Here is a 26,138-nt window from a genome sequence, read left to right as displayed (position 1 = left end):
ATGTACTCAGCAAAAATAGGTGCTGATTAAGTATTGATAGTAAAAGAATAAAGCCCTGTTCAAACTGAATGAACAGGACTTCTTTATTGCGTTACACACGTCTTGCTAAAATTTTGTTAATAACTAGAAGTGATATCGAGTTCCGAATGCCACTTCAGTGATCTCACTACCTTTAAGTGAAACGTAGTTATAGTCTAGATGCAGTTCAACATTGGATAACACCTGATAACCGAGTCCCAAGCCTAGCGTGAGATCCCCTCCCTGAGTTTGAGTGCGCTTTAGCTTCTCACCTGCAACTTTAGTATCGTAATCTGCTTGCCATTGTAAGTAGCCTAATTTTGCTGCTACTTGCCACTTATCAGTCAACGCAGTTTTACCAATGAGGTTAAGATGAGCACCATGTCCCGAGCTAACATAACCAAATTGTGCTTGATCTAAATAGCTATCGCTATCACTGCTATTTTGCTCAAAAGAGACTTCACGAGAGCCAAGGTTCCAATAGCCAAACTCAACTGCAAAATGATTAGTCACTTGGTAGCCAAGATAAAGAGAACCACTGACACCATTGTCATCAATATCAATATTGGAAGCAGATCCATAGCTGTTTGATATTGCTGTGCCCACATTATCTAGGTCATGGGTTGTTGCTAACCCAAGGTTTGCATTGGCATACCAGCCATGATCCGTCGTGTTGTCCAAACCATTTTTTGCATGAGAGGGCAAAGATACAGCAAGGAAAAGTGACAAGATAGCTTTAGGCAACACCTTTTTTTTATTACGAAAGAGACCACAAAGTCCAAGTAGAGTTAAGGAAAATAACCCCGTAGAGCCGCCTGAAATTATAGTTTCGCTGCTAACATTTGAGCTAATAATTAGTTTAAGGGTGCCTGTAGTACTCTCTCCGTTTGAGTCATAAACGGTATAAGTAATGATATCTTCACCTTCAAAGTCGGCTAAAGGAGTGTAGGTAACAACACCATCAACAATGGAAATACTGCCATGCTCCGCAACTGCCGTGTCAATGAAGATTTCATCACCGTCAACGTCCGAAGCGTGTGCTAATAGATCAAGCGTGACATCAGGGCTGTTTAGTGGCAGTGTTTCTTCGGCATGAACAATGACTGGTGCATTATTAACAGGCACAGATTCATCATAGCTACCGTCAGCATTGAGTCGAACCACAAAAGCATCTCTACCGTTTGTACTGTTGTGCAATTTATAATCAATGGTCTCTACATTGTTTGTTCTTGGTGTTGGGTCAATATCCATCGAACCGGTAAACTGACCACTCATAATCACTTCACCCGTTGTGGATGTTGCGAAGGCACGAACGATTTTATAGCTAAGATCACCGTTCCATTGTTGTATCCATTTGGCATCGCCTTCTTTGTCGAGTTTAACGATGGCAATGTCTTGAATTAATGTCGTAGGGCTGGGGCTATAAGTGGTTACGATCTCATTGGCCCATGTTTGGACATTTTTTGCATCGCCTGTTACTTGTAATCGATCCGTCTCGCCACCTCGGTTGCGAAGAGAAAAACCAAAATAGATAGAATCACCAAAGGCGGCTAAATCATGTGAATAAACCTGAGACCAATTGGTCGAGCCATCATCAGCAGCAGGGTGATTGAAGGTTGCATACCATTCTTTGAGTCCATTGTTTTTATTAATGGCAAGAATGAACGAGTTATGGTTAGCGTTGCTCACACTGGTTGCGACCTTGGCCTCAGAAGGATCAAAGTCCAGAATACCGTCATAGCTACCATTAATGGAGACCAGCGAATCCCCCACAGCAATCATACTTGGTGCGCAATCACCACCTAGTTGCTCGACAGATGGCCCGGTTTCAACTGTTTGTGTCCAAATAGTTTCACCAGTAGCGGCATCAAATTTTTGAATAGCGCAGAAATCCTCATCTTCTTTTGAACCTGTGACTTCATAAGAAGGCTCTGAGGCATGGGAGATTGTTTGGTATGCACCATCAAAACTCGTGCCGTCTTCCGTTGATTTGTGTTTACTGACACTGTAAATGAACCCATTATCAGCTTCTATGTCAATAATGGTATCGGTTTGATCTGAGCCAATATATCGGCTCCAAAGATATTGACCATCAAAGTTCATCTTTAAGATAAAGGCTTCATCAGAAGTATCACCATCCTCTCTTTTGCCGACAACAGATTTATCATCAGGATTAAAATAGACTTCACCTTCAAAATTCCCCGCAATATAAAGGCCGCTATCATCAACAGTTACTGTATTGGGATCAATTTCGCTATCAAGATCGTTATTTGAGTCGTTTTGTAATTTTGCCCATATATTTTTTACCCATATAATATTACCTAAAGGCGATAATTTTATAACCGCTGAAGCTTGTCTGCTTAAAGCATAGGTTTGTTCGTGAAGTAGGGTTTTTGTGCCGTCTTGATTTAAGCGACTAAATGCAATATCTTTTCTTACTTCAGCAATGATATAGACATTATTGTCTCTGTCAGTCGCCGCCGCACGCACTGCTACGTCTTCTTCCCCCTCGACTAAAAATGTCCACTGAGCAACACCACCGGCATTAAATTTTGTCAAGAACCCATCAGATTCATACGCTTTATAGTAAGGATGAAGGGTGGTATTGGTCAGCACCATATTGGGATTGGAGCCATTGGCTGAAAAGTTGATATTTTCACCCCCGGTCTCTCCCCCCACATAGGTATTCCTGTTTTTGTCTAAGACTAAGACATAGGGATCATCGCCAAAATATGCAATCTCATGCTCAATGGTGTCATAAAAATTTTCCCCGCCAAAGGTAAAGATTGGTGAGCGTGAATCCAAGCCTGCATGTGCCAAGGTACTGACTAAGCAGAGGCTAATAAGTAATGGTTTTGCCAACATTACAACTCCGTTTTGTAATTAATGCTTTTTTATTGTGTATGAAGACGATAAACACGGTAGATCGTGAATAGCCATTCATAGATGAGAATGGATTATTTCTTTTATAATGAATACGTTATGAGAAGTGTTAGAAAATAAGTCTTGTAGCGACTTAATTAGCTTATTTATCCATAAGTGCTTGATATTTAAACACTATTAGCTAGTTATTCATTCGTCATCCATACGATCGGCGGTATTATTCACAACAGGTAGTTTAAAAGCAACTAAAATCACTGACTAAATTATATATATAACTAATATTTTAAGGTATTGTGTTTTAATGTTGATGTTTATGGTTGTTTATTGGCAGGTTGCAGGATAAAACTCTAAATTGCTACAGGGCGCAAATGGGCCTTAGGTATTGCTAAGTTGACACCTACAACATACCCGCGTTAGAGACAGGTTAGAAGAAATCCCGAGGTAAGGCGTCGATCTTCATATTGGTTATGGCTGTTTTACTTGCATAAACTTACCGCAAAGGTACTGGGCTGTTCTATCTAAGGCTTGGTTGCCCAAGTTATATAGGTCTATTATCAGATTTCTGTTCGTAACAACCAAGTTTTGCCGTTTGCTCCCTTCAGATCCCACCTCTCAGTGTGCACCTTAGTATAGGCTTACGGGTCTAGATTGAGCCGGTAGAGGACTTTTACTAATCCTAATAGAGAGTGTTTGAATTGATACCCTGACTCATTTCTGTCCAATTTCGAGTTACGGGATGTAAACAACAGTTGTTTGAGAACCTAGAACGTGTCTGCGGTTCTCAGGCCTTACAAGCAGTGGAGAAAGACATTATTAACTATTTCTATAAACTGTTTAATGTAACCGCCTGATTATCAATTTCTCATACTGCTGCTAATCTTTAGCGCATTGAAGCAATATTGCTCCCAGCTTTATTTAAGGAATGTATCCATGCAAAAAACGATATTGATTACTGGCTCTACCGACGGCATTGGTTTTGAAACTGCAAAAATGTTGTTGGCTCAGGGGCATCAAGTTTTATTACATGGGCGCAATGCCACTAAATTGCAGCAAGTTGAGGAGAATTTGGCTGCTTCGGTAGAGGGTGCCAAGGTACAAGGTTATGTTGCCGATTTGTCTAACTTACCGGCTGTTAAGCAACTGGCTGAGGCGATTAGTCATGATCACTCCAAGTTGGATGTGTTAATTAATAATGCGGGTGTATTTAATGTTCCCAATGCCATGACCCAAGAGGGTTTAGACCTGCGTTTTGTGGTGAATACTTTTGCGCCATATTTGCTCACAACATTGTTGTTGCCCTTAATGAATGCGAGTGGGCGAGTGGTTAACTTATCGTCGGCGGCACAAGCCACGGTAAACCTTAATGCTTTAGCGGGGGAGGGTAAGTTGTCTGATGGTGAAGCCTATGCGCAAAGTAAGCTGGCGCTGACTATGTGGTCTCGCTTGATGGGACTCGCGCAAAAATCGCAGGGCCCAATGATGGTATCGGTTAACCCTAAATCACTATTAGGCAGCAAAATGGTGAAAGATGCTTACGGTATCGCGGGTGGCAGTTTAAGCATTGGTGCAGATATTCTTTGCCGCGCCGCTTTAAGCGAAGAGTTTAACCATGCCCACGGCCTGTATTTTGATAACGACCTAGGTCAATTCGCCTCACCTCATTCAGATGCCTTAAACGAGCAAAAATCTGAGGCTGTATTGGCGGCCATTGAAGCGCAAATTGTCAAGCTGGTGTAAGGCTTAACAACTTATATCTTCGCTAGTTGTTAGATTCTTACGCTTTAAGCTAAGCTTTTAGTTTCTGTGGCCTTAATTTGAAAGGAGTTTTTATGTTAGGTGAAGATCATTCCTTAGTGAACGAGTTCCCTGAGTTTTTAGATACGATTACTGCTTTGGTAAAAAGTGACGCTGGTTTTGCTAAAGATACTAAGCATTACAATATCTTAGATAAAGAAATTAGAGTGCTTGAGCTGCAAGGTGGGCCGATTGATGATGAAGCAATGCATAAGCTAAAACATGACCGGTCAGTATTAAAAGATGCGCTTTACCAACGGTTGAAAAGTGCCTGAGTAGCTAACAGTGGGTCGATGGTATCTTTAATAGCTTGATAGCTGGTTATGCCTAAAGTACTGTCGGCCCTTGGCCTATTTGCTGTGATAAACATTCCCACCTTGGTTTATTCTTTCAATCCTCTTTTTTGTTGATACATGCTTTTGTCAGCGTCTGATAGGAGTTGTTTTACATTGGTTTCTTGGCCTTGATACAAGGTAAAGCCAACGCTTAAAGACGGTGAAATACGCTGTTCGTACCAAAGCAAGTCACTGGCTTCTACTGCTTGTTGAATTTTGCTGATGATCTTCTTCGCGCTGGCGTCATTGGTTATGCCACGCAGTACAACTACAAACTCATCTCCGCCAAATCGTGCAACGGTATCCGAGCCGCGAACATTTGCAATAAGTTGAGCAGAGACATGCTTTAACAATTCGTCACCCGCTTGGTGTCCAATACTGTCGTTTACCCGCTTAAACCCATTTAGATCTATGTTGAGTAGCGCAAAGTTGTTGCGCACCATGCTTTTTGTAGTGAGCTCGTCCAGTAAGTTGAGCACGTAACGCCGGTTAGGCAGTTGGGTGAGTTCGTCTAACAAAGAGGCTTTATGAACTTGTTTATAATGCAAAAAGTGCAATACCAGCATTAAGTAAACCAGCAGTGTGGCAATGCCGCCAATAGCGTTGGATAGATCTTTGGTTTCTTGAATGTGCTTAAGCTCATCAATATTGAATTTGGCAGCCATTAACCAACTGCCCGAGGGTAAGCGAATGATGTGCTCTACATCTGCTTGTGAGAAGGTTGACTCTTCACCATAAAAAACCTCGCCTGCTGCGCCGTCGATGGTGTGTTTTCTCAGAGAAATACTGGCGCCGTCAAATCTGTCTAAGCCGGTATCACTGATCATTTTCTGGTAATCCATCACAACACTCACGCCTCCCCAGTACTGTTTGTTCACTGGGTAATCCGAAAAAATAGGATAGCGCGCAATTAAGCCAATTCCTCCCTGCACCAACGGCAGGGGACCTGCGATATAAACCTGCTTCATTTGTTTGGCTTTTAATACGCTTTTTAGCTGTTCTGGCTTGGTTCTAAAATCAAGCCCAATGGCGCCTTCGTTGCCGTCAAGTGGGTAAACCATAGAGATAATATTGTTAGGAGCAATGCCTACATTTCTTACAAAGTTGGCTTTGTTGAGTAACTTTTGGGCAATGGTTTTCCAGTGATTAGTGGCTAGGTCAGGGTCTATGGTAACTACAGTGGCAAGGCTGTCGGCTAAATAGGTATCTTGAAAGATGTTGGCTTCAAATTTTGAACGAACAAGTGCTAAGTTTTTGCTGAGCACCGCCTCTACTTTTTTAGATTCATGAGCCACAAAATATTGAGTGGCGAATTGAGTGCCCGCAATGGCTGCGCTAAAAAATAAAATAGACGATAAAATAAAGACTAAATTAGCTTTCTTTTGTAAGCCTACAAACACTGCATGTTGCTCTATGGGTTGCTTAAGATGTTTATACTTTAGCCTAAGGAAACTGCTTGTTTATAAACGGGCTTAAGTAAATATAGAGTTTGTGATGTTTAACTCTAAGCAGATCACTTTGTTGCTCAAATTAGCAGCATAGTGAGCTAAATAGCGCAATGCAGAGCTGTGTATTGTCACTTAATCATTTCCTGCGCTGCGTTTGCTCGGTATATTAGCCAGCAAATAATCAAAAGAGTTCGTCATGGCTAAAAAGTATTACGTAGTGTGGCAGGGTCGCGAAACCGGCATATTTACCGATTGGCCTACCTGTAAACGACAAATCGATAAGTTTGCAGGCGCGAGATATAAATCCTTTCCTACGAAAGCTGAAGCAGAAGCGGCGTTTGGTGGCAAAGCCAGTACTAGTGGTAGCTCAGGAGCCGCTGCGCCAGCAAGAAAACGTAGCGCCGGGCAAACCGTTAAAACCTATACTGCAGCCGAGATAGATAAACTGGCGGCAGAAGTGAAAATATTTACTGATGGCGGCTGTGAGCCTAACCCAGGTAAAGCGGGATCGGGCATTGCTTTGTATCGGAACAATAAAGTGGCTGAGCTGTGGTACGGTTTGTATAACCCGATGGGGACCAATAATACTGCTGAGTTAAATGCCTTAAACCAAGCATTAATCATGGCCAAACAAGAATTGGCCAATGGTAACCGAGTGGCTATTTTATGTGATTCTAAATATTCGATTCAGTGCGTCACCCAATGGGCGGCAGGCTGGAAGAAGAAGGGATGGAAAAAAGCTTCAGGTGAAATTAAGAACTTAGCACTTATTCAAGAAATGTTTGAACGCCACCAAGAGCTAAAAGACAAGATTCAGGTGTTACATGTTAATGGTCACGTGGGGGTTGAAGGGAATGAGTTGGCCGACCGTATGTCAATTCATGCTATCGCCGAGAAAGACCCGCAGTTTTGCGCTTACCCTCAGCCAATTGATTTAAAAGCTATTTTAGCTTTGCGCGCGGGGTGATGTAATGGAAAACACGCAAGCAAAATCGCTCAGCGAGCAACGTTTAGTCAGTCTTTCTGATGTGGCTAACTTGGCGCATTTTCGTATTCAGCAAGATTTTAAAGATATTGACCCGGTGATTGGCATAAGCCGTAACATGCGAAAAAATGGCGTGCCAGCAGATATTATGACCATTGATTGCTTAAAATCAGGCAAACGAATTATTGTGGTTTTACATGACCAAGATCCCGAGCAAGTGTCTTATCAGTTCTCTTATAAAGACCAAGACCCAGATGGTGAGTTTATAAGTTTGGCTAACGCTGAACTGTCTGAAGCGGTTTTTTATGAATGGATAAAAACTTACTTCACCCCTGCTAATGAGTGAGTGATACATGAGAGCTTAAAAGCCAGAGCGAACAACGGTTCACTCTGGCTTTTTTATGTCTTTAATTTACCTAATCTGTTAACCGTTTCAGCACTGGTACACGAGATAGTAAGATAAAATCTAACAGCAGTACGCTAAGCAAACTGATGCCTGCTAAGGGGAACATGAGCGATACTGCAATCATTACTAGGCTGGCAGATTTCCATAATGGCAGGTTTTGTGGCAGTGGTGGCGCAGCAAGATTCAACGCCCCTTTAGGCCTGCGTAACCACCACATCACCACCCCAGATATCGCAATAAAGACAAAGGCTACACATAGTAAAGTGTTGGCAATAACATTTGCTAACCCCATATCACCTTGGTGAAGCGCAATGCCAGCAGCCATAAACTTAGCCATTAGGCTGTAGTCTGGCCAGGCAGCTTCAGCCAGAACTTCACCGCTGTATTGGTCTATATGGGTGGTTCTATCTTGGGTGGCATCGCTAATATCACCACTCATGGTATTGGCTGAAACGGTAAAAACACCTGTCTCAGAGCTAGGAAAGTTAACTCTGAATCGGCTAAACCCATTGGCTAAAGCAAAGTTTACCACCTGATCGATATTCAATGAGTTAGCTGCATGTAGCGTATTGAGCTGCGCCTTCGAGTTGGGCATTGGGGTTTGCTCTAAGTTCCAAGCTACCTCTTTGCTTTGGCTGTGGTTCATGCTGCTGTGGTCGACTTCAGATAGCGGCACATTGTCCCACTTTTCTGCAGGAAAACTGTTCCACGGTTTTACGAATTTGCCGCCCCAAATACCGGCCCAAGATAAGCCAGACACCAAAAATAGCAGCAAAAATACACCTGTAATAACACCGATGTTGGCATGTAAATCACGCCACAATAGCCTTTTCCCGCTATTGAAACGAATTTTTAGAAAGCCCGCTTTACTGGCTTTGTCTCTTGGCCACCAAAGATATAAGCCGGTGATTAGCAATACAATGCTTAGGCTGGCAGCTATTTCAATTAGCCTGTCTCCTGTATCACCGATGAGTAAAGTGCCATGAATGTCGTTGGCTAGGCTGTACCAGCTTTCATCTCGATTTATTTCGCCTAATACCTCTGCGGTATAGGGATTAACGGTGATAAATAAAGCCGCATCACTTTGGTTTGAAATGGCAAAACGGCTGGCTTTATCTGGCGCGGGTGGAGTGAGGTATTGTTTTACTTGTGTATTGGGATATTGCGCTGCTACTGCAGCCAATTGTACAGAAGGGGCCAGCGGCGTTGTTTGAGGTTCGATATTTATAATTTGCGAGTATTCAGCTTGTTCAATGGCATCGTCGTAAAGCATGACTAACCCAGTTAGCGATAGCACAATTAGAAATGGCACCACAAATAGGCCGGCGTAAAAATGCCAGCGCCAGGCCACAAAATAAAATAACTTCGGGTTTTTAGTTGTTGTTTTTAGAGGTGTTTCAGTCTGTACAGCAGGTTTGCTTAACATGACATTTATCCTTTACATAGCTGCTAAATAGCCTGCTTACACCTTCGATTTGTTATAAATAAAGGCGCAAATACACACTATTCAGATTACTTATTAGTGACTAAATTGGCTTAGAAAAAAGTATCAGTAAAGAATGTTGTGGGAGGTGAGCGTGGGCTTTGCACTAGGTAACGCGTATTACTGGTTTCCAGCCAATAGCTTGGGGTAATGGCCACTAAAGCAAGCAGTTGATACAGCGAATGGGTAAACGCCGAATGACCAACAGTGCTGAACTGACTTAAAGAACAATGATTGCCTTTTGAGGAATGCGGTGAGTTGTCGCTGGCACCTTCTACTTGAACCAGTTTAAAGCCACCTAAAGTACAAATAGACTGCCAAACGCCAGCACTAGAGCTGTGCGCGTTAATCACTGGCATAAGGGTAATCAACAGCCAACTGCATAACCAGGCTGATAGTACCCAATGTTTAATATTTGTACGTTTTATGTTGACTCATCCCTGAGGCGCAGCAAATTCAGCACTTGCTGAAATACCACCGTTAACTTAATTGGTGATCTTATTTAACATTTGCTTATTTGCAAGCAGATGTCGCAATAAAATTGTCAAAAAGGTGAGTAGAAGTCACTAAGCGGCATGCAGCAAGAGTATGGAGGTGGTGTGCGAGAAAGCCGAGCAACGTAAATGTAGGCCTATTTTACAGATCTTTAGTTGGTAAAGCGGGTTTGCTAGCACATTCAAGAAGGCTCAAATTCGGGATGTTTCGCACCAATCGAGTGCAAGGTTTATCTCAGACTGTTTTTTTGAGGGGGTTTTAGCGCCAATATCTGCTTTTTCTACTCCTTAAGTAATAGGTTTTTTAGCGCTTTTTGTTGGTTCATCTCTTGCTATGTATTCCTTATAAAACGCGGGCGAAGAGCATCGACTCGCGAATGAATACGGTGAGGAGTATACAGCGTGTCTCAACAGCAATCTCAACAATGGATTAAAACCACCTGCCCATATTGTGGCACCGGGTGTGGCGTAGAAGCGAAGGTAGCGAATAACGGAACGGTTGAAGTGAGAGGCGACCAAGCCCACCCCGCAAACAGTGGTTTGCTTTGTTCAAAAGGCTCGGCTTTAGGCGAAACAGTGATTAAAGAAGGGCGCTTGCAAAGCGCTTACATTAAAGGTCATAAAGAGCCCCTAGATAAGGCGCTAAGTTATGTGGCCTCTCGCCTAAGCCAAACTCTTGCCGAACATGGTTCTGAATCTGTGGCCTTTTATGTATCCGGCCAATTGTTAACCGAAGACTACTATGTTGCCAATAAGCTTATTAAAGGCTTTATCGGTAGCTCAAATATCGATTCTAACTCTCGGTTATGTATGTCTTCAGCGGTGGCTGGCCACAAACGTGCTTTTGGTGAAGACATTGTTCCAGGAAGTTATGAAGACTTAGAGCATGCTGAATTAGTGACCTTAGTGGGGTCTAATCTTGCTTGGTGTCATCCCATCGTTTATCAGCGGTTAAAGCGCGCTAAGCAAGCAAACCCCAACTTAAAGGTGGTGGTGATCGATCCGCGTCGTACCGACAGTTGTGACATTGCCGATTTACACCTTCCCTTAAATGGCGGCACTGATGTCGCTTTGTTTAATGGTTTGCTCGCATATTTGAGTGAGCACGGAAAACTAGATGCCGAATACATTGGCCAGTTTACCGAGGGTTTTGAAAATGCAGTAGCGAGTGCGGTAGAAGATGCAGGTGATTTACCCGCACTAGCAAAAACGTGCGGTGTTGAGCCCGAGGCTCTGCTGCGTTTTTTCCAGTTGTTTGCGGACAATCAACGCTGTGTAACGGTATTTAGCCAAGGGGTGAATCAAAGTAGCCAAGGCGTAGATAAAGTTAACGCCATTATTAACAACCACTTAGCAACCGGAAAAATAGGTAAGTTGGGTGCTAGTGCATTCTCTATTACGGGCCAGCCCAATGCCATGGGAGGGCGCGAAGTTGGTGCGCTGTCTAATTTATTAGCAGGGCATTTAGATTATGTGCCAGAGCATTTGGCGGCGTTATCGCAGTTTTGGAAAACCGATACTCTTAGCCAAAAGCCAGGTCATAAAGCGATAGACCTCTTTGAAAAAGTGGGCAGTGGTGAGATTAAAGCAATATGGATAATGGGGACTAACCCAGCGGTAAGCTTGCCTGAGTCGGCAAAGGTGAGAGAAGCCTTACTCAATTGTCCCTTAGTTGTCGTGTCAGATTGTATTGCTGAAACAGATACCACGCGTTACGCCGATGTTCTTTTACCTGCAGCAGGTTGGGGGGAGCGTGATGGCACGGTAACCAATTCTGAGCGGATGATTTCTCGCCAACGTGCGTTTGTTAAGACCGAGGGTGATACTAAGCCCGATTGGTATTTGCTGAGCCAAGTGGCTAAAAAAATGGGCTTTGCGCAAGCTTTTGACTTTCAAAGCTCTGCTGACATTTTTAGTGAGCATGCAGCCTTATCGGGGGTATTAGCCGATGACAGTAAACGAAAATTCAATATCAGTGGTTTGAGTGGTAAAGATCAACAGGCCTTTGATGAAATAGAGCCACAACGTTGGCCTATTACCACATATAAAAAAGCCGCTAACCGCAGTTTGTTTAGCGACGGCCGCTTCTCGACTGATTCTGGCAAAGCGCAACTTATTGCGGTAACTAACCAAACCACTCAGCAGCCATTGAGCCAAGCGTTCCCGCTGGTTCTCAATACCGGCCGTGTGCGCGATCAATGGCATACCATGACACGCACAGGTTTGGCACCGCAGTTAAGCAGTCACGCTTCAGAACCTTTGTTAGAGGTTCACCCACAAGATGCTGCTAACCAAGGTTTATGTGATGGTGACGTAGTGAGCCTAACCAGCCAAGTGGGGGCGCTTAAAGTACGTTTAAGTATTAGTGAAGGGCAAAAACCTGGGCACTTATTCATGCCTATTCATTGGAACGCACAATACTCCAGTGATGGCTTAGTTAGCCAAGTGGTTGATAGCTCAGTTGACCCCATTTCTGGTCAGCCTGAATCGAAACATACACCCGTAAAATTAAGCTCGTGGGACTATGTCAGTGAAGCCGTATTACTAACGGCAACTCCATTAACAAAGCAGCAATGCCAAGATTTACCCGCAGACTATTGGGTAAAACAAGGCTTGGGCGATGGCTATTTATACCGTATTGCCGATACTAGCCAAGCGGTGGAGTTAGCCAGTAAATTGAAGCAGTTTTTGCTCACCAATAGCAAGCTGCAAAGCCTCGATTTTGCTGATACCGAGCAACAACGTTACCGTTCAGCCTTAGTGATTGAAGGTGAGCTGTTCTCAAGTTTTAGTGTTACTGCCAAGGGCCAGCTAAATGCCAGTTCTTGGTTAGAATCATTACTACAACAACCTATGTCGGACAATATTCGCCGAGGCGTATTAGCGGGCACTAGTCCAGCTCCTGATTTGGGTAAAATAGTTTGTTCTTGTCATCAAGTGCGCGAGCAAACTATTGCCGATGTGATTACCGAACATGCTTGCGAGAGCGCCGACCAGGTGGGTAGCCATTGCAAGGCGGGTACTAATTGTGGATCATGTGTACCAGAAATCAAACGTATGATAAAAACAGTTACCGTGGAGTAGCGACTAAGCTATTCATAAATAAGCGCAAATTGTCGCTACGGTTTGCGCTTATTTTTTGCGATAGCTTTTTCTCAACACTTCAAGGATGAGGGTATTGGACAATATTAGTCATAAGGTTGTGAGTATCAAATCGGCGATAAAAGCCGAAGACCGTCCGCTGTTAAATCCGCACCATTACTACCCGCATTTTCAACCGATTGTGTTTTTGCCTACCGGTAAAATTGCCGGTTACGAGGCGCTAGCCAGAACACATAACAAAAATGGCAAGGTAGTGAGTGCCGGTGAGATTTTTATTAACAGCCAGTATTCCTTGAGTAATCGCCGAGATCTTGACCGCTCCATTCGAAAAAATGCCTTAGAGCAATTTGCTAACTCGGTGCAGGGCGGTTTCCTCACCATTAACATTGTGCCCGACTGGGTCGATATGCTGAGTAGCAAACTGTGCACCCCCACTATTTCAATGATAGATGAAATAGGTATTGACCCTGCTCGCGTAGTGATCGAAATTACTGAAGCTAGCGGTAACGTGGATAATTTAAAGCGAGTAGTGAAGGCTTATCATCAAGCGGGCTTGAAAGTGGCCATTGATGACTTTGGTGCCGGCGCGTCACAGTTAGACCGTATTATTGCTTTAGAACCAGACATTATTAAATTAGACATGCGTTTGTTTAAAAATGCCACTCGAGGAGGCTTGCCCGCCGATGTGGTATTGTCGGTTTCTGATTTGGCGCAGCGCGCTGGATGTGAGCTAATTTGTGAAGGCGTAGAAACTGAGCAAGAGTTTCACTTTGGCGTAGAATGTGGTGCTAAATACATGCAAGGTTGGTTGTTCCATAAAGCTGATCTTAATTTTCTAGCCCCAGATCTTAGCCAAGACAAAGTAAAAGACTTACTCGCGAGTTATTTAGACCGAAAGAGTCTGAAAACGCTGGAAACCGTTAGGCACAATGCCGAAGTAAAAACCAGTGTGCTAGCTTTGAAACACGCCCTGCAACAATTGCAATCTACGGTGAGCTTAGCTGCACAATTGATGCAAGCGGGTATTCTTAGGTACTTTCTTTGTAAAACCGACGGTACCCAAATTTCGCCTAACTTCGATGTCAATCAGCAAGGTATTACTGAAGATGAGCAATTTGTGGGTTTTAATTGGAGTTTCAGGCCTTACTTTCATGCTTTGGTTGCGTTGGATGCGGTAAAACCTCAGCAGTTAATACTATCGAAAATTTACCGAGACTCAAGCAGCCATATAATGTGTAAAACCTTTAGCACTTACTTAAGTAATGACGTGGTACTGTTGGTGGACTGTAAGGTAGAAGACGACACTTTATTTGTCGAATAAACAGCACTAGCAAACGTAACGGTTTGCTAGTGCTGAATAATTTATTTTAGCATTTCACAAGCAACGAGTATTACCCCGCCCTTAGAGACGGTGAAACGGCGGCGGTCTTCTTCTTCGTTGTAACCAATCACAGTGCCGTCTGGCACTACGCAGTCTTCAGCAATAATTGCTTTGCGAATTTTACAGTTTTTACCAATGCTACAACCATTGAGAGCGATCACTTGGTCAAGTTCGGTATGTTCTTCCACTCGCACGTCTAGCGAGAGCAACGAACGATTTACCTTAGCTCCAGAAACAATGGTACCCGCCGATAATAGCGAATCTGTAGCGTAACCACGGCGATCATCTTCGTTAAATACAAACTTTGCACCCGGACGCTGTTTTTGATCGGTGATGATTGGCCAGTCGCGGTCGTATAAATCAAGCTCTGGATCAGGGTCGACTAAATCCATATTTGCAGCAAAGTATTCGTCGATATCACCTACATCACGCCAGTAAGCGGTGCGGCCTGGGTGGCCTTTATCTGCAAATACATAACCATAAACTTTACGGTTCTTAATCATGTTTGGAATAACGTTGTGACCAAAATCATGAGAGTAACCAGGGGTTAGCAAGCCTTGACGCAGTTCATCGTCTAATACGTCCATGTTGAAGATATAAACGCCCATAGACACTAGCGCCAGCTCAGGATTGTGAGGGTCTGATTTGGGATTTTCAGGCTTTTCCTCAAAATCAACAATTTGTCCTTCGCTATCTAGACCCATTACGCCAAATGAAGACGCTTGAGAAAGTGGTTTGCGAATACAGGCCACCGTTACATCTGCGCCGTTTTCAGCATGAAAGTTAATCATGCGTGAGTAGTCCATTTTGTAGATATGGTCGCCGCCTAGAATCAATACTCGGTCATAGTGCTCATGGTCAATAATGTCGAGGTTTTGATATACCGCATCGGCGGTGCCGCGATACCAGTTTTCTCCAGTACGCTGCTGAGCAGGAATAATGGATACACGCTCATTAAGTGCAGGATTGAGAATTTGCCAACCAGATTGAAGATGCATGATCAAGTCGTGAGCCATATATTGAGTGAGTACTCCAATATTTCGTACTCCCGAGTTGATGCAGTTAGATAAGGTGAAATCAATAATGCGGTACTTGCCGCCAAAAGATACAGCTGGCTTGGCAACTTTGTTGGTGAGTTCTTTTAAACGAGTGCCTTTACCTCCAGCAAGAACCAAAGCAACAGAACGTCGAACTAAGCGGTTACTAGAAGTATGGGAATAGCGGTTTTCGGACATATCGAAAATTTCCTCATGGGCGTGATTGAATTACTATGATAGCGTTTTCATGCTGAATGTAACTGTCATTTATGACAGTTTTGACCCTTTTCTTTTATTAGTTAACTAAAATAAAGGTGATATTTCTATAAAGTGATCTGATACATGTCTTTAAGCCTTAATAACACAGACGGTGTTGCTAGTTTAAGCTTGTGTGATTAATAAACTGTTAATTTTTTGTTATGCGCAATAAGGTTGGAAATCAGCAAGTAAACTGTAAAAAATAAACGCTTTTTTCTAATTGTAATACCAAAGCGATATTTTCACTGGTTTAGCCAGTTTGGCTATTGCTATCGCTCACTCGGAGTCTTTAACTCGCTGATCATTGAGTCGTTTTAAACCAAGATTAAACTGGTCGCGTAACGCTGCTTGATGAAAACCTAATAAGCGAGGGGAGGGTTCAAAAATAGTATGAAAGCTAACCTTTTTAACGGGCTTTTTTTGCTTTAATCGTTGCTTGTTTAAGTAAGAGAATATGCGTTTATCCATAATGATTACATCAACTTGACCGCGATATAAACGTTCTAGTTGAGCATATTGATTAGCCACTTCTGTATAAGACTTAGCGTGGGCAACTGCGTTAGCATATTGCTCGCCTAAGTACTTCTTTGCATTTTGAAAAGCCAGTAGTTTGTACTTAGCAAGCTGACTAATCTGTTGTAAATCTACATCTTGGCTACTCAGGCTAATTGCTACGTTGTGATAAAAGATGACGGGGTCGGAGAGAAAACTATGTTGAACAGTATTGGGGGCGTTAACAATGGCATCAACTGCTTGTTGTTTAAGCATCTTTTCGGCGCGAATATTTGAGGTGAAAATAACCTGATCGACCTGATGCCCGGCTAACTCAAAAGCTTGTTTGATGATGTCCAGTTGAATGCCTGATTGGCTATTTTTAATGATGTAAGGTGGGACCGATTTGCTTGTGGCGAGAGTAATCGTTTTAGCTTGTAAAGTGCCACTCAGTAAGCCGCTGCTGAGAATGAACGCTAAGGTGAGAATGATATTGAGTGGCAACATAGCAAATCCAAAAACGATCCCTTCTCAAGTATGGCAGAAAGGATGGTTTTTTCATTTTACTCTGTGCGTCGCAAAACCTCTTAGGCTAAAGCGGGTGACTCTTGTTTTTTAGTTGAGAGCAGCTGCTTCCAGTGAATCACGCGCAAAGGCAGCTCTGGCGATGCCTCGGTATAGTCAACCAAGCCGAGTAATTCACTCATTGGCACTGGCTTTTTACCTTTTAAAAATACTCCGCGCACCAGTATGCTGGCATATAAGGTTTTGTTGGCAATAAAGCGATGTTCAAAATACCAATATTTCTCATCCCAACCTAATAATTTGCTATGAAGCTCAATTTTGCTCATGGGTTTAATTGGGCGAATATAGGTGACCGATTGCGCGTTGACCACGCCTAGCCAACGTTTTTGTAGGGCAACTGATCCCAACTTGGTTTTGAGCATCATGTCGATGCGACCTAAGTCCCCAAAGCTAAAGTAGCGAGAGTTAGTGAGGTGCATATTTGCATCACAGTCTAAGGGCAATGCACGTAGCGAAATAACAAAGTCGTCGGTAGGATCTTGATGGGTTTTGCTGCCAAACCAATGGCGGATAAACATGCTTAACAAGCGAAAATAGTGATTCATTGGGTACTTAGTTTGCTTTTTACAAATTTTTAACACACGAGGTCGGATGAGTAAAGGGGGGGAAAGAAAAGTCTTCCAAGCTGATGCTCGGAAGACTTAAGTATATTTATAGCGTTATTCTATAACAATACGCTTATGGGTTAAGCCTTGGTGGCAGTCTACGCAGGTTTCACCACGTGCCGCAATTTGCTGGTGGTTTAAGCGAGCACGTTGTGGCTGAGTAGATAGATCAAAATTATCCCCCTGGTGGCAATGTCTGCAGTTGGCTGAGTCATTAGCTTGAAAATCTCGCCATACCGTCTCAGCAAGTGCTGGCCTATGCTCCTCAAAGTTTTCCTTGGTAATGGTGCCTACCATCATGTGGTAAATGTCGGCGGTGGCGGCAATTTTAACTTTGAGCATCTCAAAATAAGGGTGGGGTACATGGCAATCTGCACAAGTAGCGGCGATATTGCTGCCGTCCCCATAGTGACTTGATGCTTTGTACTCCTGCACTATCGTATCCATTTTTAAATGGCAGCTAAAACAAAACTCATTAGTGCTAGACAAGACCAAGCTGCCTTGCACTGAAGCTAAGCCCAGTACCAACACAAATACACCAATGGGTATGCCTATAATGAGTGGTTTTTTGAGCCAAGCCCAAAGCCGTTGCCACCGAGTTGCCTGCTGTTTATTTGTCATATCAGCATCCTCTTTAATAAGGCGGGAGCATTGCTGCTCCCCCTAGTGGCTATTTGCTTTCACTCAAGTAGCGAGCTTTAAAGGATGCTTGCGCTTCTTTACGCGCTTTTTTCACCTCTTCGGGCTCATTGCCGCTAAACCAAGCGTGCTCTGGTCGGTCGAGAATTTCTGCCAGTATTGCACGGGCTTTTTCTGCACCTTCGGTATTGCCTGCGTGCTCTGCTTTTTCTACTGTTTCTAGGAACTGAGGAACCAATTCAATATAGAAACGCTCTGCGACTTCAAACATACCGTGCCATTGAACGTAGTCGGGTGCTTGCATCGCTGCGCCGTGGCGAGCGCGGCGACCTTCGTGGTGCCATAGGTAGAACCATGTCCACTCTATCTCTTCATCAAAGGCTGTTTCGGTAAGCATTTTCTCGCTCTTCAGTATGTCCATCAACTCTTTACCGGGGCGAGCAAATTTGTCGTTATATAAGTTAACTAATGAGTCGAACTGCTGGTAGAAATTATCAACCATCGACTTGGTATGGCAAGATTCACATACATTCATCATGTCGCCACGACGGGCTTCCCAAGATTTAACTTCCTTGCCTTGAGCTTTCGCTTTGGCGTCAATCTTCTCAGAAATGGCTGGGCGTAGTGTCCAAGATATTCTATCGCCTACATCGTGAGTTACTGGTAGCTCACGGGTTGCCGACATATGACAAGTGGCGCAGGTTGGCGCTGCGTCGTAGTCTTCACCCACTATCCATTTGGCCGAGTCTAAGTTCATTCGATTTACATTGGCGTAGAAATTAATACCGTGTTTCGATTCTTCATAGATTTCTTTTTGTGGATGATCTGGGCCTAAGTGACATTTACCACAGGCTTCTGGTCGGCGAGCTTGCTCCATGGAAAACTCGTGGCGTTGGTGACATGCCGTACAAGCCCCTAAGGAGCCATCTGGGTTAATTCGACCAATCCCTGTATTTGGCCAAGTGGTGGGATCTAAATCACCGTTTTCTAATACTTTTACTTCTGAACCATGACACTGCCAGCAGCCATTTACTGCCGCTGGTGATTGGCCGTTAAAGGTGAGTGCGCCTTCTACCACTTCTGCGAGGAAGTTATCTAAAGAGCCGATAATTTGAGCAGCCTTAGCGTGATGGCTTTTGGCAAATTCATCCACTTCTTGGTTGTGGCAAGTTGAGCAATCTTTAGGTGAGACAATAACGGCAATGGTTTGGCCTTCGTGGGTAATGGCGTCTTTATCTTCAGGGCTCGCTTGGTGGCATTCATAACAGCCAACGTTAGCACCATAGTGTTTGGAGCGCCCCCACTGGGCGTAAATGGAAGGATTTTTCTCTTTATGACAAGCGGCACATTCGGCGCTTTCCGTACTGAGTTGTTTAAATGGTTTAAGCACTAAGGCTTTAGGTTCTGCGCTAGTGGCAAATGACATTACCAAGCACAAGGCTGCTGCCAAAGTAAGAATGGCAGTGATAAAACTAGAACTACGGGGATGGTTGTCCATATTTGTACCCTCTGTGGCTTCCTGCTAGAAGTTCTTGTTGTTTGCTTTTTAAGCAAATTAACCTTAGTAGATATATGGATAAAGGAGGGCGATCTAAATCAATTTAATGTGAATTATTTGTAAACTGTTGCGGACGGTTTTTAACTAAATCATTAAGTCCTTGATTAACAGAACTAAAAGCAATGTTGTTAAAAGGCAGCTTTTTAAGAGAGTGCCATTGCAAACTGGCCACATCGTCTTTGGCGTGTAGATTAGGTTTGTGGCTTAACTGGCAAATAAAGAAAGCATCGCAGGTATGATACAGCACCTCGTTATAGCGATATTGATTGGCATAAGAACCAAAGTACTGCAGTTGTTGGCTGGTAATGAGTAAACCTAGCTCTTCTTCTAGCTCTCTTTGTAGACCTTGCTCTAGGCTTTCATGGTATTCAACAAAACCGCCCGGTAAATCCCAACATCCCTTTTTAGGATTAATCGCCCGTTCTACCAGTAATAGCTCTTGCTCAACAATGATCAGTGCTCCCGCGGTGGAAGCCATATTATGAAAATAGCTAAATTGACACTGCTGACAAGCCCACTTTTTAGCATCTCGCTGTTTTAAGCTAGTTTGGCCACACTGAGGGCAAAAACGAGGAGTAGGCAGGTGAATACTCACTTTCTAAGACAATTTGATTGATAGTAGCGAGCTTTATTAGCGATGAAAAGCCCTGTCTATTTGATAAGTTTTATCTGGTGAATTTTACGTTTAAAACAGTGAGAAGGTTTATGAGATGAAGGTTTTTACCGTTTAACTTTCTGATTTTTGTTTGGTTTTCCATTGATTGTATTGAAGTTTTTGACGGACAGTAAAACTGGTGCTAGGTCATTTTCTAGCCGTGAACTCTGGCATATACTGCCTTTAGCTTATTTTCATTATTGCCACTGGCATTCACCTACAAGGATAGTCAATGAAACCGCAGTTAAAACCCAATTGCCCAAATTTTTCATCTGGGCCTTGTGCTAAACGACCCGGCTACCAGCTCGAACAATTAAACAACGATGCTTTGGGGCGTTCACACCGCAGTAAGATTGGTAAGGCACAATTGGCTCAAGCCATTGAGTTAACTCATCAATTATTAGACCTTCCAGAAGGTTACCGTGTAGGCATCGTTCCCGGTTCTGATACTGGCGCAATGGAAATGGTGATGTGGTCACTGTTGGGCGAGAAAGCGGTAGATTTGTTTTCCTGGGAATCGTTTGGCAAAGGTTGGTTTACCGACGTGACCAAGCAACTTAAGTTGGAGCAGGTTAATCACTACAGCAGTGACTATGGTCAGTTGCCAGATATGAACCAAGCGAATCCTGACAACGATTGCATTTTTACATGGAATGGCACCACCTCGGGTGTGGCTGTGCCTAATGGTGATTGGATCAATTCGCAGCGCAGTGGCTTAACAATTTGTGATGCTACCTCAGCGGTATTTGCTATGCCATTGCCATGGGAAAAGTTAGATGTAGTAACTTATAGCTGGCAAAAAGCCTTAGGCGGAGAGGGGGCTCACGGAGTGATTATTCTCAGCCCTAGGGCAGTTGAGCGCTTAGAAAGTTATCAACCTACTTGGCCAATGCCAAAAGTATTTCGATTAACCCAGGGAGGGAAACTCATTGAAGGTATATTCAAAGGCGAAACGATTAACACGCCGTCGATGTTATGTGTGGCGGACTATGTCGATGCCCTCCAGTGGGTGGAATCGCTCGGGGGAGTCAGTGCCAGCATCAAAAAATCCCAACAAAACCTCGAAGTCATAAAGCAGTTTGTAGCCGAAAATGACTGGATTAGCTTTTTAGCTCAACAACCCGAAATCTTATCTAATACCAGTGTATGTCTAACCTTGAAGGCGAGTAGCGATCAAGTTAAAAGCATTATTGCTTTACTCGACCAAGAGCAGGTGGCGTTTGATATAGGGGCATATCGCGATGCGCCAGCGGGCTTGCGTATTTGGTGTGGCGCTACGGTAGAGCAAGAAGATTTAAGTCGCTTTATGCCATGGCTAGCGTGGGCTTATCGGCAGGTGTGCTTATAAGCGTAATGTAAAAAATTAATACATTTTCGTGCTGCAGTTTGTCACGGAAAACACAAGATTTGTTGTTTAGGGAGAAACTGTATGCCGAATATTCGGACCATTAATAATATTCACCAACAAGGGTTGGCGTGTTTTACTGAGCGCTACCAAGTGGCCGAGGGCCAAGCTGCGCCAGACGCTATTATGCTGCGCAGCGCTAATTTACATGACTATGACTTTCCAACAGAAGTTAAAGCCTTGGCGCGTTGCGGAGCGGGCGTTAACAATATTCCCATTCAGCGTTGCTCCGAACAGGGCATCGTTGTTTTTAATACCCCAGGTGCTAATGCTAACGCTGTTAAAGAGTTGGTGTTGGGTGGCATGTTATTAAGTGCTAGAAATATTGCATCGGGCCTTAGTTTTATCAATAGCCTTGATAGCGAATTAGATGCCAGTGCCTTGCAACTGACTGTTGAAGGTGAAAAGAAGCGTTTTGTGGGCTCTGAGCTAACCGGGAAAACCCTCGGTGTCATTGGCCTAGGGGCTATTGGCGCTGAAGTTGCGCATGCTGCTTTAGCTTTAGGGATGAAGGTTGTCGGCTTTGATCCGGCACTTAGTGTTCAAGCTGCTTGGCGTTTGTCATCAGATGTTGAGTGTGCTGATGAATTAAAAGATTTATTAGCGCTGAGCGATTACGTCACTATTCATGTACCTGCAAACAAAAATACAACAGGGCTAATTAATAGTGATAACTTAGCGTCGCTAAAACGTGGCGCAGTGTTACTTAATTTTGCTCGCGGTAGCATTGTGGATGAAGACGCCTTATTAACCGCTTTGTCGCAACAGCAGTTAGCGCAGTATGTAACGGACTTCCCAAGCCTTGCTTTGTTGAATCATCCGCAAGTACTTATGCTGCCGCACTTAGGTGCTAGTACCAACGAAGCAGAACAAAACTGCGCGGTGATGGCGGCTAGGCAGCTTATTGATTTCCTAGAGAATGGCAACATTCACAACTCTGTAAACTTTCCTAATATTAAGCTCAGCCGCACTGAGGGCTTCCGTATCGCTTTTGCTAACGATAATGTACCCAAAGTACTCAGCAATGTATTAGCTTTGCTCTCAGACATGGATATTAACGTTATCGATATGTTGAACAAGAGCCGTAACGATATTGCTTATACCTTGATGGATATTGCCACGCCTGCCACCCAAAGCTTGTTAGACGCCATTGCCGGCGTAGAGCATGTATTCCATGTGAATGCGATTGGAGAGCACGCTTAAGGCTTGTGTTGTTGTTTACGAATTTCCCGGTTTTGCAGCTTCGATAGTGTAAAACTGGGAAACCTTAAGTCCAGCTCAATGGCTAGAATGCGCAACAAAAAGGCTGCCCCACTCGATAGCAATATATTGGTTAACTCTGGTACTTCAAAATACCCCAGCACAACATAACTAACACTGCCTAACAGGCAGGCTGTTACATAAATTTCCGGTTCAAATATCACTAGCTTGGTCTGTAGCATTAAGTCTCGAATGGCCGAGCCTAGGGTTGAACTAATCACTCCCATCAATATCGCTACCAAAGGCGAAACCTCATAACTTAAGGCTTTACTGGTGCCTAATACTGCAAACAATGCAATGCCTGCACCGTCCATCCACAGCAAGATGCGGTCAATTTTGATTACCCAATGGGCAAAGAAGTAAGTCATTACCGAGGCAACAATGCACACAGTTAAGTAGCTTGGATCGGCTATCCAAAATATGTGGTCTGTACGTAGCAGTAAATCACGAATCGTGCCGCCACCAATGCCGGTGACGATACCAACAAATACAAAGGCTAATATATCTAGCTCGCGTTTGGCAGCGGCTAAAGCCCCCGTTAAAGCAAATACAAAAACCGCAATTAAGCCAAATTGATACAGTGTGGAGTGAAAATCTAAAGTCATTATGAAATCGTAAGCCAGTTAAAAACCGCTAAAGTATAGTGAGCTAATGCCAACTAGGCTTTGATTTTTAACAATTGAAGCCTAGCTGTTTTGAGCATATTAGATTAGAGCTGATGACTCTCTAGGTTCAGCTATTCTCTTAAATCATGCCCATTAAGGCGGCTTTTACTGTTGCAGCGGTTTTATTTACTACATCGAGCTTTCGCATAGCCTGACTAATATGAAAATTAACAGTGCGAGCCGTGATATTAAGAATGGTGGCAATTTCTTCAGCGGTTTTACCGTCGGCAGTCCATTTCAGCATTTCTAACTCGCGCATGCTTAAATCAGGCATGTCTATTTTCTCAGTGGTAATTCGTGAAGAAAGACCATGGTGGGCAACCTGAGTTAACCATAATAACTGATAGCGGTAACGTTCTAGTTCTGCGGGGGTAAGCATGTCTGCGGAGCGAGCTAATGTGAGCATTCCAACGGTTCCGTTGGCTTGGCGAGAGGACTGAGCCCAACCATACTCCAATCCAAAAGCGCGAGCATCTTCCATTAATTCAGGCGCTTGAGAAAAAACTTGGTCGCTCCATACAATCGGCAACTGTGAGCTCATTCCATGATGAACAGTAGGATCTACCGTTAAATAATTTTTGGCCTGGTAGGTCTGCTGCCAGATGGTGGGGTAGTTATTGAGCATTTCTGTACGAGGGGCAGATAGGGGGTAAGGAACTCGCAAGCCATACGCACAAAAATCAAAACCTAAAGCATTGGTAATTTTTGATAACTCTTTAAAAAAGGCATCGCTAGAACCTTGAGTCTCTAACAAGCAGAATTGTTCTTCTAACCAAGCTTCCATGAGCGGGCTATCATCTCCTAGTTATGCATATATTGAGCATAATCATTTTGTTGTAGAGTAACCAGTATAGCGCAACTGTTAATGTTGACAATTGAAGCCTTGCCGTCAGAATGCTTTGATGAGGGAGAGTTCAAACAAATAAACAAAAAATATTATGAAAACACAGGCAAGTGTACAGAATGTAATCGATTCTGAAAGATATCAGGTTGTTCCTTCTGACGACGGATTAGTCAGAATTACGATTGAACAACTCAGCGTACTAAATTTTAGCCATATCATCTCTGGCTTAGATAACATTAGCGCTGATGATTTTAATAGTGAACATGCAAAGTTTACCGGCTATACCGAATGGTTATTCGAAAGCGTTAGCGCTATTACCATCGGTTGGGACTGGCATTGGGTGTGGAAGAATGGCGCAATGAAATGCTGCTTAAAAGATCTTCCGCGCAGTAATTTACAGCTTCAAGAAAGCGGCTTTGACGTTAGCCCAAGGCGTAATGATCAATTATTAAAGCAGGCGATTGAACAGTTCTCTTGGCAGGCAACAACTGCAGCAGCGATCAGAAATCGCTACCGCGAGTCACCTATGAACAACTATTAAGTGATATCGATGTAGCAGGCAAATAGCGCATAACCGTTTATTATTTTTGGTGGTCCTGCTCGGTGATAGCGAAATCCTGCATTGCGCAGCATTCGCTCAATACCTAAAGGCGAAACCGATATTAAGCGTTTTGCTCCGTGTTTCTTAGCGCATTCAATCGATGCGGTGAGTAACGCCAAAGCTTCGCTCGACATAAGTTGAGTGGGTGCTTGGCTGTGATTGTCAAAATCGACAGCCGCAAAGCGAGACAGCTCCCAAGTGTCATTGTCTTTGGGACATGCAAGGCCATTAAGCAGCTCAGGAAACACTTCTTCAAGTAAGTAAGGTTGAGTGGTGGGTAATAGTCTTGCACAGCCACTAATATGCTGTTGGTCGTTTTGAGCGATGACATATACCGTGTCTTCACGGTCAAATTGATCTTGTTCTATGCCTTCTGGGGTATCAAGTTCCCAGCCGAGCATTTCTACAAATACTTGATGACGGTAGTGATTTAGGTGTTGGAATGTTGAGGGTGTAAGTTGTTCTGCAACGCCGTTAACAAAGTCCATTAGCATCTCTCCCTTGGTGATGATGCTATGAGTACAATCCAGCTTGCTCACATTTTAAACTGTCAAACCTAACAGCTAGCTAAGCGCTTTAAATTCAGCTATGGCTTTGTTTTTGTTGAATTTATCAATTGAAGCGATCTCGTTTTATTTCTCATTCCGTTAAAAAATTAAACTTATTGGAATTCAATTAGCTAGCGTAGCACCTCACCATTTTGGTGAAGTGCAGTTCTACATTCTTCGATTAAAATATTAGGGAATTGACGGTAATCAGGGTAGGGAGTGAGATAAATATTGGGCGGTAAAAAAAGCCATGTTTTTTGACTTAATTCACCTTTGTTAGCGTTCAAATGATCAAACCTACACCAGTTATTTTTGCCTGCAATGATGTGTGTTGATGCTTCTTTAACCAAATTAGCATCAAAGTGAATCTGGTTTTCGCTCAATAACTTAGTGTGTAAATGGTTTCGCCAATCTTCATTTGGTGCCGTTAATTTTGCGTAAATGGTGAGTATTTTTCGCCAATTATTATTATTGTTTTGCAAAATCTCTTGGCTTAGTTGAGCTGGCGCTAATTGTTGATAGTTAAGCGGCAGCTGAGGGGGCTGACAATTCAAATATAAAACGGCCTTGGGGCGTTCACTGCCTATCATCACGTAAATTCCTTTTTAGTGTTTAGCTTTTAGCATATTTGTCTCTAGCTTTACGCTGATTCCCTGT

The 26,138-nt window shown here is 43.4% G+C and carries 23 protein-coding genes; 9 read left to right on the top strand and 14 right to left on the bottom strand.

The features are described 5' to 3' along the window. Positions 1–123 precede the first annotated feature (123 nt). Positions 124–2,883, bottom strand: coding sequence for an Ig-like domain-containing protein (locus tag FFR00_RS02495; protein WP_137671775.1), 2,760 nt, complete (start codon positions 2,881–2,883; stop codon positions 124–126). A gap of 948 nt (positions 2,884–3,831) precedes the next feature. Between FFR00_RS02495 and FFR00_RS02490 the strand changes: the two genes are divergently transcribed. Together FFR00_RS02490 and FFR00_RS02485 are read left to right on the top strand one after the other, a co-directional pair. Next, positions 3,832–4,638: an SDR family NAD(P)-dependent oxidoreductase gene (locus FFR00_RS02490; RefSeq protein ID WP_137671774.1), complete on the top strand. Its 807-nt coding sequence runs from the start codon at positions 3,832–3,834 to the stop codon at positions 4,636–4,638. 92 nt (positions 4,639–4,730) lie between these two features. Continuing rightward, positions 4,731–4,970 carry a YdcH family protein gene (locus tag FFR00_RS02485; RefSeq protein ID WP_137671773.1) on the top strand — a complete coding sequence of 80 codons (240 nt, stop codon included), beginning with the start codon at positions 4,731–4,733 and terminating at the stop codon, positions 4,968–4,970. A 107-nt stretch (positions 4,971–5,077) separates the two neighbouring features. On the opposite strand, the gene FFR00_RS02480 is transcribed toward FFR00_RS02485, so the two are convergent. Continuing rightward, entirely contained in the window at positions 5,078–6,430 is a 1,353-nt protein-coding gene (locus FFR00_RS02480; RefSeq protein ID WP_137671772.1) for a diguanylate cyclase, read from the bottom strand. Positions 6,431–6,674: 244 nt separating this feature from the next. Here FFR00_RS02480 and FFR00_RS02475 point away from each other — a divergent pair, with 244 nt between their 5' ends. After that, a complete protein-coding gene (locus FFR00_RS02475; protein ID WP_137671771.1) occupies positions 6,675–7,445 on the top strand; it encodes a ribonuclease H family protein in 771 nt (256 codons plus the stop codon). Between the two features lie 4 nt (positions 7,446–7,449). Then, positions 7,450–7,809, top strand: a complete 360-nt coding sequence (locus FFR00_RS02470; protein WP_137671770.1) for a hypothetical protein — start codon at positions 7,450–7,452, stop codon at positions 7,807–7,809. A gap of 70 nt (positions 7,810–7,879) precedes the next feature. Here FFR00_RS02470 and FFR00_RS02465 read toward each other — a convergent pair whose 3' ends face one another. Together FFR00_RS02465 and FFR00_RS02460 are read right to left on the bottom strand one after the other, a co-directional pair. Further along, positions 7,880–9,295: a PepSY domain-containing protein gene (locus FFR00_RS02465; protein WP_137671769.1), complete on the bottom strand. Its 1,416-nt coding sequence runs from the start codon at positions 9,293–9,295 to the stop codon at positions 7,880–7,882. 110 nt (positions 9,296–9,405) lie between these two features. After that, entirely contained in the window at positions 9,406–9,711 is a 306-nt protein-coding gene (locus FFR00_RS02460; RefSeq protein ID WP_137671768.1) for a hypothetical protein, read from the bottom strand. A 537-nt stretch (positions 9,712–10,248) separates the two neighbouring features. Here FFR00_RS02460 and FFR00_RS02455 point away from each other — a divergent pair. Continuing rightward, a complete protein-coding gene (locus FFR00_RS02455) occupies positions 10,249–12,930 on the top strand; it encodes a nitrate reductase (protein WP_137671767.1) in 2,682 nt (893 codons plus the stop codon). Positions 12,931–13,024: 94 nt separating this feature from the next. Further along, on the top strand, positions 13,025–14,269 hold the full coding sequence (locus FFR00_RS02450) for an EAL domain-containing protein (protein ID WP_161985072.1): 1,245 nt from the start codon (positions 13,025–13,027) through the stop codon (positions 14,267–14,269). Between the two features lie 41 nt (positions 14,270–14,310). Here the strand turns inward: FFR00_RS02450 and glgC are convergent, their stop codons facing one another. The 6 genes from glgC to FFR00_RS02420 form a co-directional block, all read right to left on the bottom strand. Next, positions 14,311–15,564, bottom strand: a complete 1,254-nt coding sequence (gene glgC / locus FFR00_RS02445; RefSeq protein ID WP_137671765.1) for a glucose-1-phosphate adenylyltransferase — start codon at positions 15,562–15,564, stop codon at positions 14,311–14,313. 336 nt (positions 15,565–15,900) lie between these two features. Further along, positions 15,901–16,623, bottom strand: a complete 723-nt coding sequence (locus tag FFR00_RS02440) for a transporter substrate-binding domain-containing protein (RefSeq protein ID WP_137671764.1) — start codon at positions 16,621–16,623, stop codon at positions 15,901–15,903. An 80-nt stretch (positions 16,624–16,703) separates the two neighbouring features. Further along, positions 16,704–17,246 (bottom strand): acyl-CoA thioesterase, encoded by a 543-nt coding sequence (locus FFR00_RS02435; protein WP_137671763.1) that lies wholly within the window; start codon positions 17,244–17,246, stop codon positions 16,704–16,706. Positions 17,247–17,360: 114 nt separating this feature from the next. Beyond that, positions 17,361–17,927, bottom strand: coding sequence for a NapC/NirT family cytochrome c (locus tag FFR00_RS02430; protein WP_137671762.1), 567 nt, complete (start codon positions 17,925–17,927; stop codon positions 17,361–17,363). A 49-nt stretch (positions 17,928–17,976) separates the two neighbouring features. Then, entirely contained in the window at positions 17,977–19,443 is a 1,467-nt protein-coding gene (locus FFR00_RS02425; RefSeq protein ID WP_137671761.1) for a multiheme c-type cytochrome, read from the bottom strand. A gap of 103 nt (positions 19,444–19,546) precedes the next feature. Beyond that, positions 19,547–19,981, bottom strand: coding sequence for an NUDIX domain-containing protein (locus FFR00_RS02420; RefSeq protein WP_137671760.1), 435 nt, complete (start codon positions 19,979–19,981; stop codon positions 19,547–19,549). Positions 19,982–20,390: 409 nt separating this feature from the next. On the opposite strand from FFR00_RS02420, the gene FFR00_RS02415 reads away from it, so the two are divergent. Both FFR00_RS02415 and FFR00_RS02410 read left to right on the top strand, forming a co-directional pair. Beyond that, positions 20,391–21,506: a phosphoserine transaminase gene (locus FFR00_RS02415; protein ID WP_137671759.1), complete on the top strand. Its 1,116-nt coding sequence runs from the start codon at positions 20,391–20,393 to the stop codon at positions 21,504–21,506. A gap of 81 nt (positions 21,507–21,587) precedes the next feature. After that, positions 21,588–22,766 carry a 3-phosphoglycerate dehydrogenase family protein gene (locus FFR00_RS02410; protein WP_137671758.1) on the top strand — a complete coding sequence of 393 codons (1,179 nt, stop codon included), beginning with the start codon at positions 21,588–21,590 and terminating at the stop codon, positions 22,764–22,766. Here the strand turns inward: FFR00_RS02410 and FFR00_RS02405 are convergent. Continuing rightward, the gene (locus FFR00_RS02405; RefSeq protein WP_137671757.1) at positions 22,763–23,428 is read right to left on the bottom strand and encodes a trimeric intracellular cation channel family protein; all 666 of its coding nucleotides are present in this window, start codon (positions 23,426–23,428) and stop codon (positions 22,763–22,765) included. The genes FFR00_RS02410 and FFR00_RS02405 overlap by 4 nt on opposite strands. A gap of 139 nt (positions 23,429–23,567) precedes the next feature. Then, complete coding sequence (locus FFR00_RS02400) at positions 23,568–24,272, bottom strand: autoinducer binding domain-containing protein (RefSeq protein ID WP_137671756.1); 705 nt, start codon at positions 24,270–24,272, stop codon at positions 23,568–23,570. A 154-nt stretch (positions 24,273–24,426) separates the two neighbouring features. Here FFR00_RS02400 and FFR00_RS02395 point away from each other — a divergent pair, with 154 nt between their 5' ends. Continuing rightward, complete coding sequence (locus FFR00_RS02395; RefSeq protein ID WP_137671755.1) at positions 24,427–24,873, top strand: DUF4902 domain-containing protein; 447 nt, start codon at positions 24,427–24,429, stop codon at positions 24,871–24,873. Here FFR00_RS02395 and FFR00_RS02390 read toward each other — a convergent pair. Continuing rightward, complete coding sequence (locus tag FFR00_RS02390) at positions 24,870–25,421, bottom strand: acyl-homoserine-lactone synthase (RefSeq protein WP_137671754.1); 552 nt, start codon at positions 25,419–25,421, stop codon at positions 24,870–24,872. The two genes, FFR00_RS02395 and FFR00_RS02390, sit on opposite strands and share 4 nt — an antisense overlap. A gap of 191 nt (positions 25,422–25,612) precedes the next feature. Continuing rightward, the gene (locus FFR00_RS02385) at positions 25,613–26,071 is read right to left on the bottom strand and encodes a hypothetical protein (protein WP_373681404.1); all 459 of its coding nucleotides are present in this window, start codon (positions 26,069–26,071) and stop codon (positions 25,613–25,615) included. Positions 26,072–26,138 lie beyond the last annotated feature (67 nt).

The sequence above is a fragment of the Agarivorans sp. Toyoura001 genome (assembly GCF_005405585.1).
GTDB lineage: Bacteria > Pseudomonadota > Gammaproteobacteria > Enterobacterales > Celerinatantimonadaceae > Agarivorans.
This window is presented reverse-complemented; position numbering and strand designations above follow the sequence as displayed.

Coding starts and splice junctions, on each gene's coding strand:
- FFR00_RS02390 (WP_137671754.1), bottom strand. CDS start 25,421: ATGGACTTTGTTAACGGCGTTGCAGAACAACTTACACCCTCAACATTC.
- FFR00_RS02460 (WP_137671768.1), bottom strand. CDS start 9,711: ATGCCAGTGATTAACGCGCACAGCTCTAGTGCTGGCGTTTGGCAGTCT.
- FFR00_RS02415 (WP_137671759.1), top strand. CDS start 20,391: ATGAAACCGCAGTTAAAACCCAATTGCCCAAATTTTTCATCTGGGCCT.
- FFR00_RS02410 (WP_137671758.1), top strand. CDS start 21,588: ATGCCGAATATTCGGACCATTAATAATATTCACCAACAAGGGTTGGCG.
- FFR00_RS02430 (WP_137671762.1), bottom strand. CDS start 17,927: ATGACAAATAAACAGCAGGCAACTCGGTGGCAACGGCTTTGGGCTTGG.
- FFR00_RS02425 (WP_137671761.1), bottom strand. CDS start 19,443: ATGGACAACCATCCCCGTAGTTCTAGTTTTATCACTGCCATTCTTACT.
- FFR00_RS02400 (WP_137671756.1), bottom strand. CDS start 24,272: ATGGAAGCTTGGTTAGAAGAACAATTCTGCTTGTTAGAGACTCAAGGT.
- FFR00_RS02485 (WP_137671773.1), top strand. CDS start 4,731: ATGTTAGGTGAAGATCATTCCTTAGTGAACGAGTTCCCTGAGTTTTTA.
- FFR00_RS02395 (WP_137671755.1), top strand. CDS start 24,427: ATGAAAACACAGGCAAGTGTACAGAATGTAATCGATTCTGAAAGATAT.
- FFR00_RS02470 (WP_137671770.1), top strand. CDS start 7,450: ATGGAAAACACGCAAGCAAAATCGCTCAGCGAGCAACGTTTAGTCAGT.
- FFR00_RS02405 (WP_137671757.1), bottom strand. CDS start 23,428: ATGACTTTAGATTTTCACTCCACACTGTATCAATTTGGCTTAATTGCG.
- FFR00_RS02475 (WP_137671771.1), top strand. CDS start 6,675: ATGGCTAAAAAGTATTACGTAGTGTGGCAGGGTCGCGAAACCGGCATA.
- FFR00_RS02435 (WP_137671763.1), bottom strand. CDS start 17,246: ATGAATCACTATTTTCGCTTGTTAAGCATGTTTATCCGCCATTGGTTT.
- FFR00_RS02490 (WP_137671774.1), top strand. CDS start 3,832: ATGCAAAAAACGATATTGATTACTGGCTCTACCGACGGCATTGGTTTT.
- FFR00_RS02465 (WP_137671769.1), bottom strand. CDS start 9,295: ATGTTAAGCAAACCTGCTGTACAGACTGAAACACCTCTAAAAACAACA.
- FFR00_RS02440 (WP_137671764.1), bottom strand. CDS start 16,623: ATGTTGCCACTCAATATCATTCTCACCTTAGCGTTCATTCTCAGCAGC.
- FFR00_RS02420 (WP_137671760.1), bottom strand. CDS start 19,981: ATGGCTTCCACCGCGGGAGCACTGATCATTGTTGAGCAAGAGCTATTA.
- glgC (WP_137671765.1), bottom strand. CDS start 15,564: ATGTCCGAAAACCGCTATTCCCATACTTCTAGTAACCGCTTAGTTCGA.
- FFR00_RS02495 (WP_137671775.1), bottom strand. CDS start 2,883: ATGTTGGCAAAACCATTACTTATTAGCCTCTGCTTAGTCAGTACCTTG.
- FFR00_RS02385 (WP_373681404.1), bottom strand. CDS start 26,071: ATGATAGGCAGTGAACGCCCCAAGGCCGTTTTATATTTGAATTGTCAG.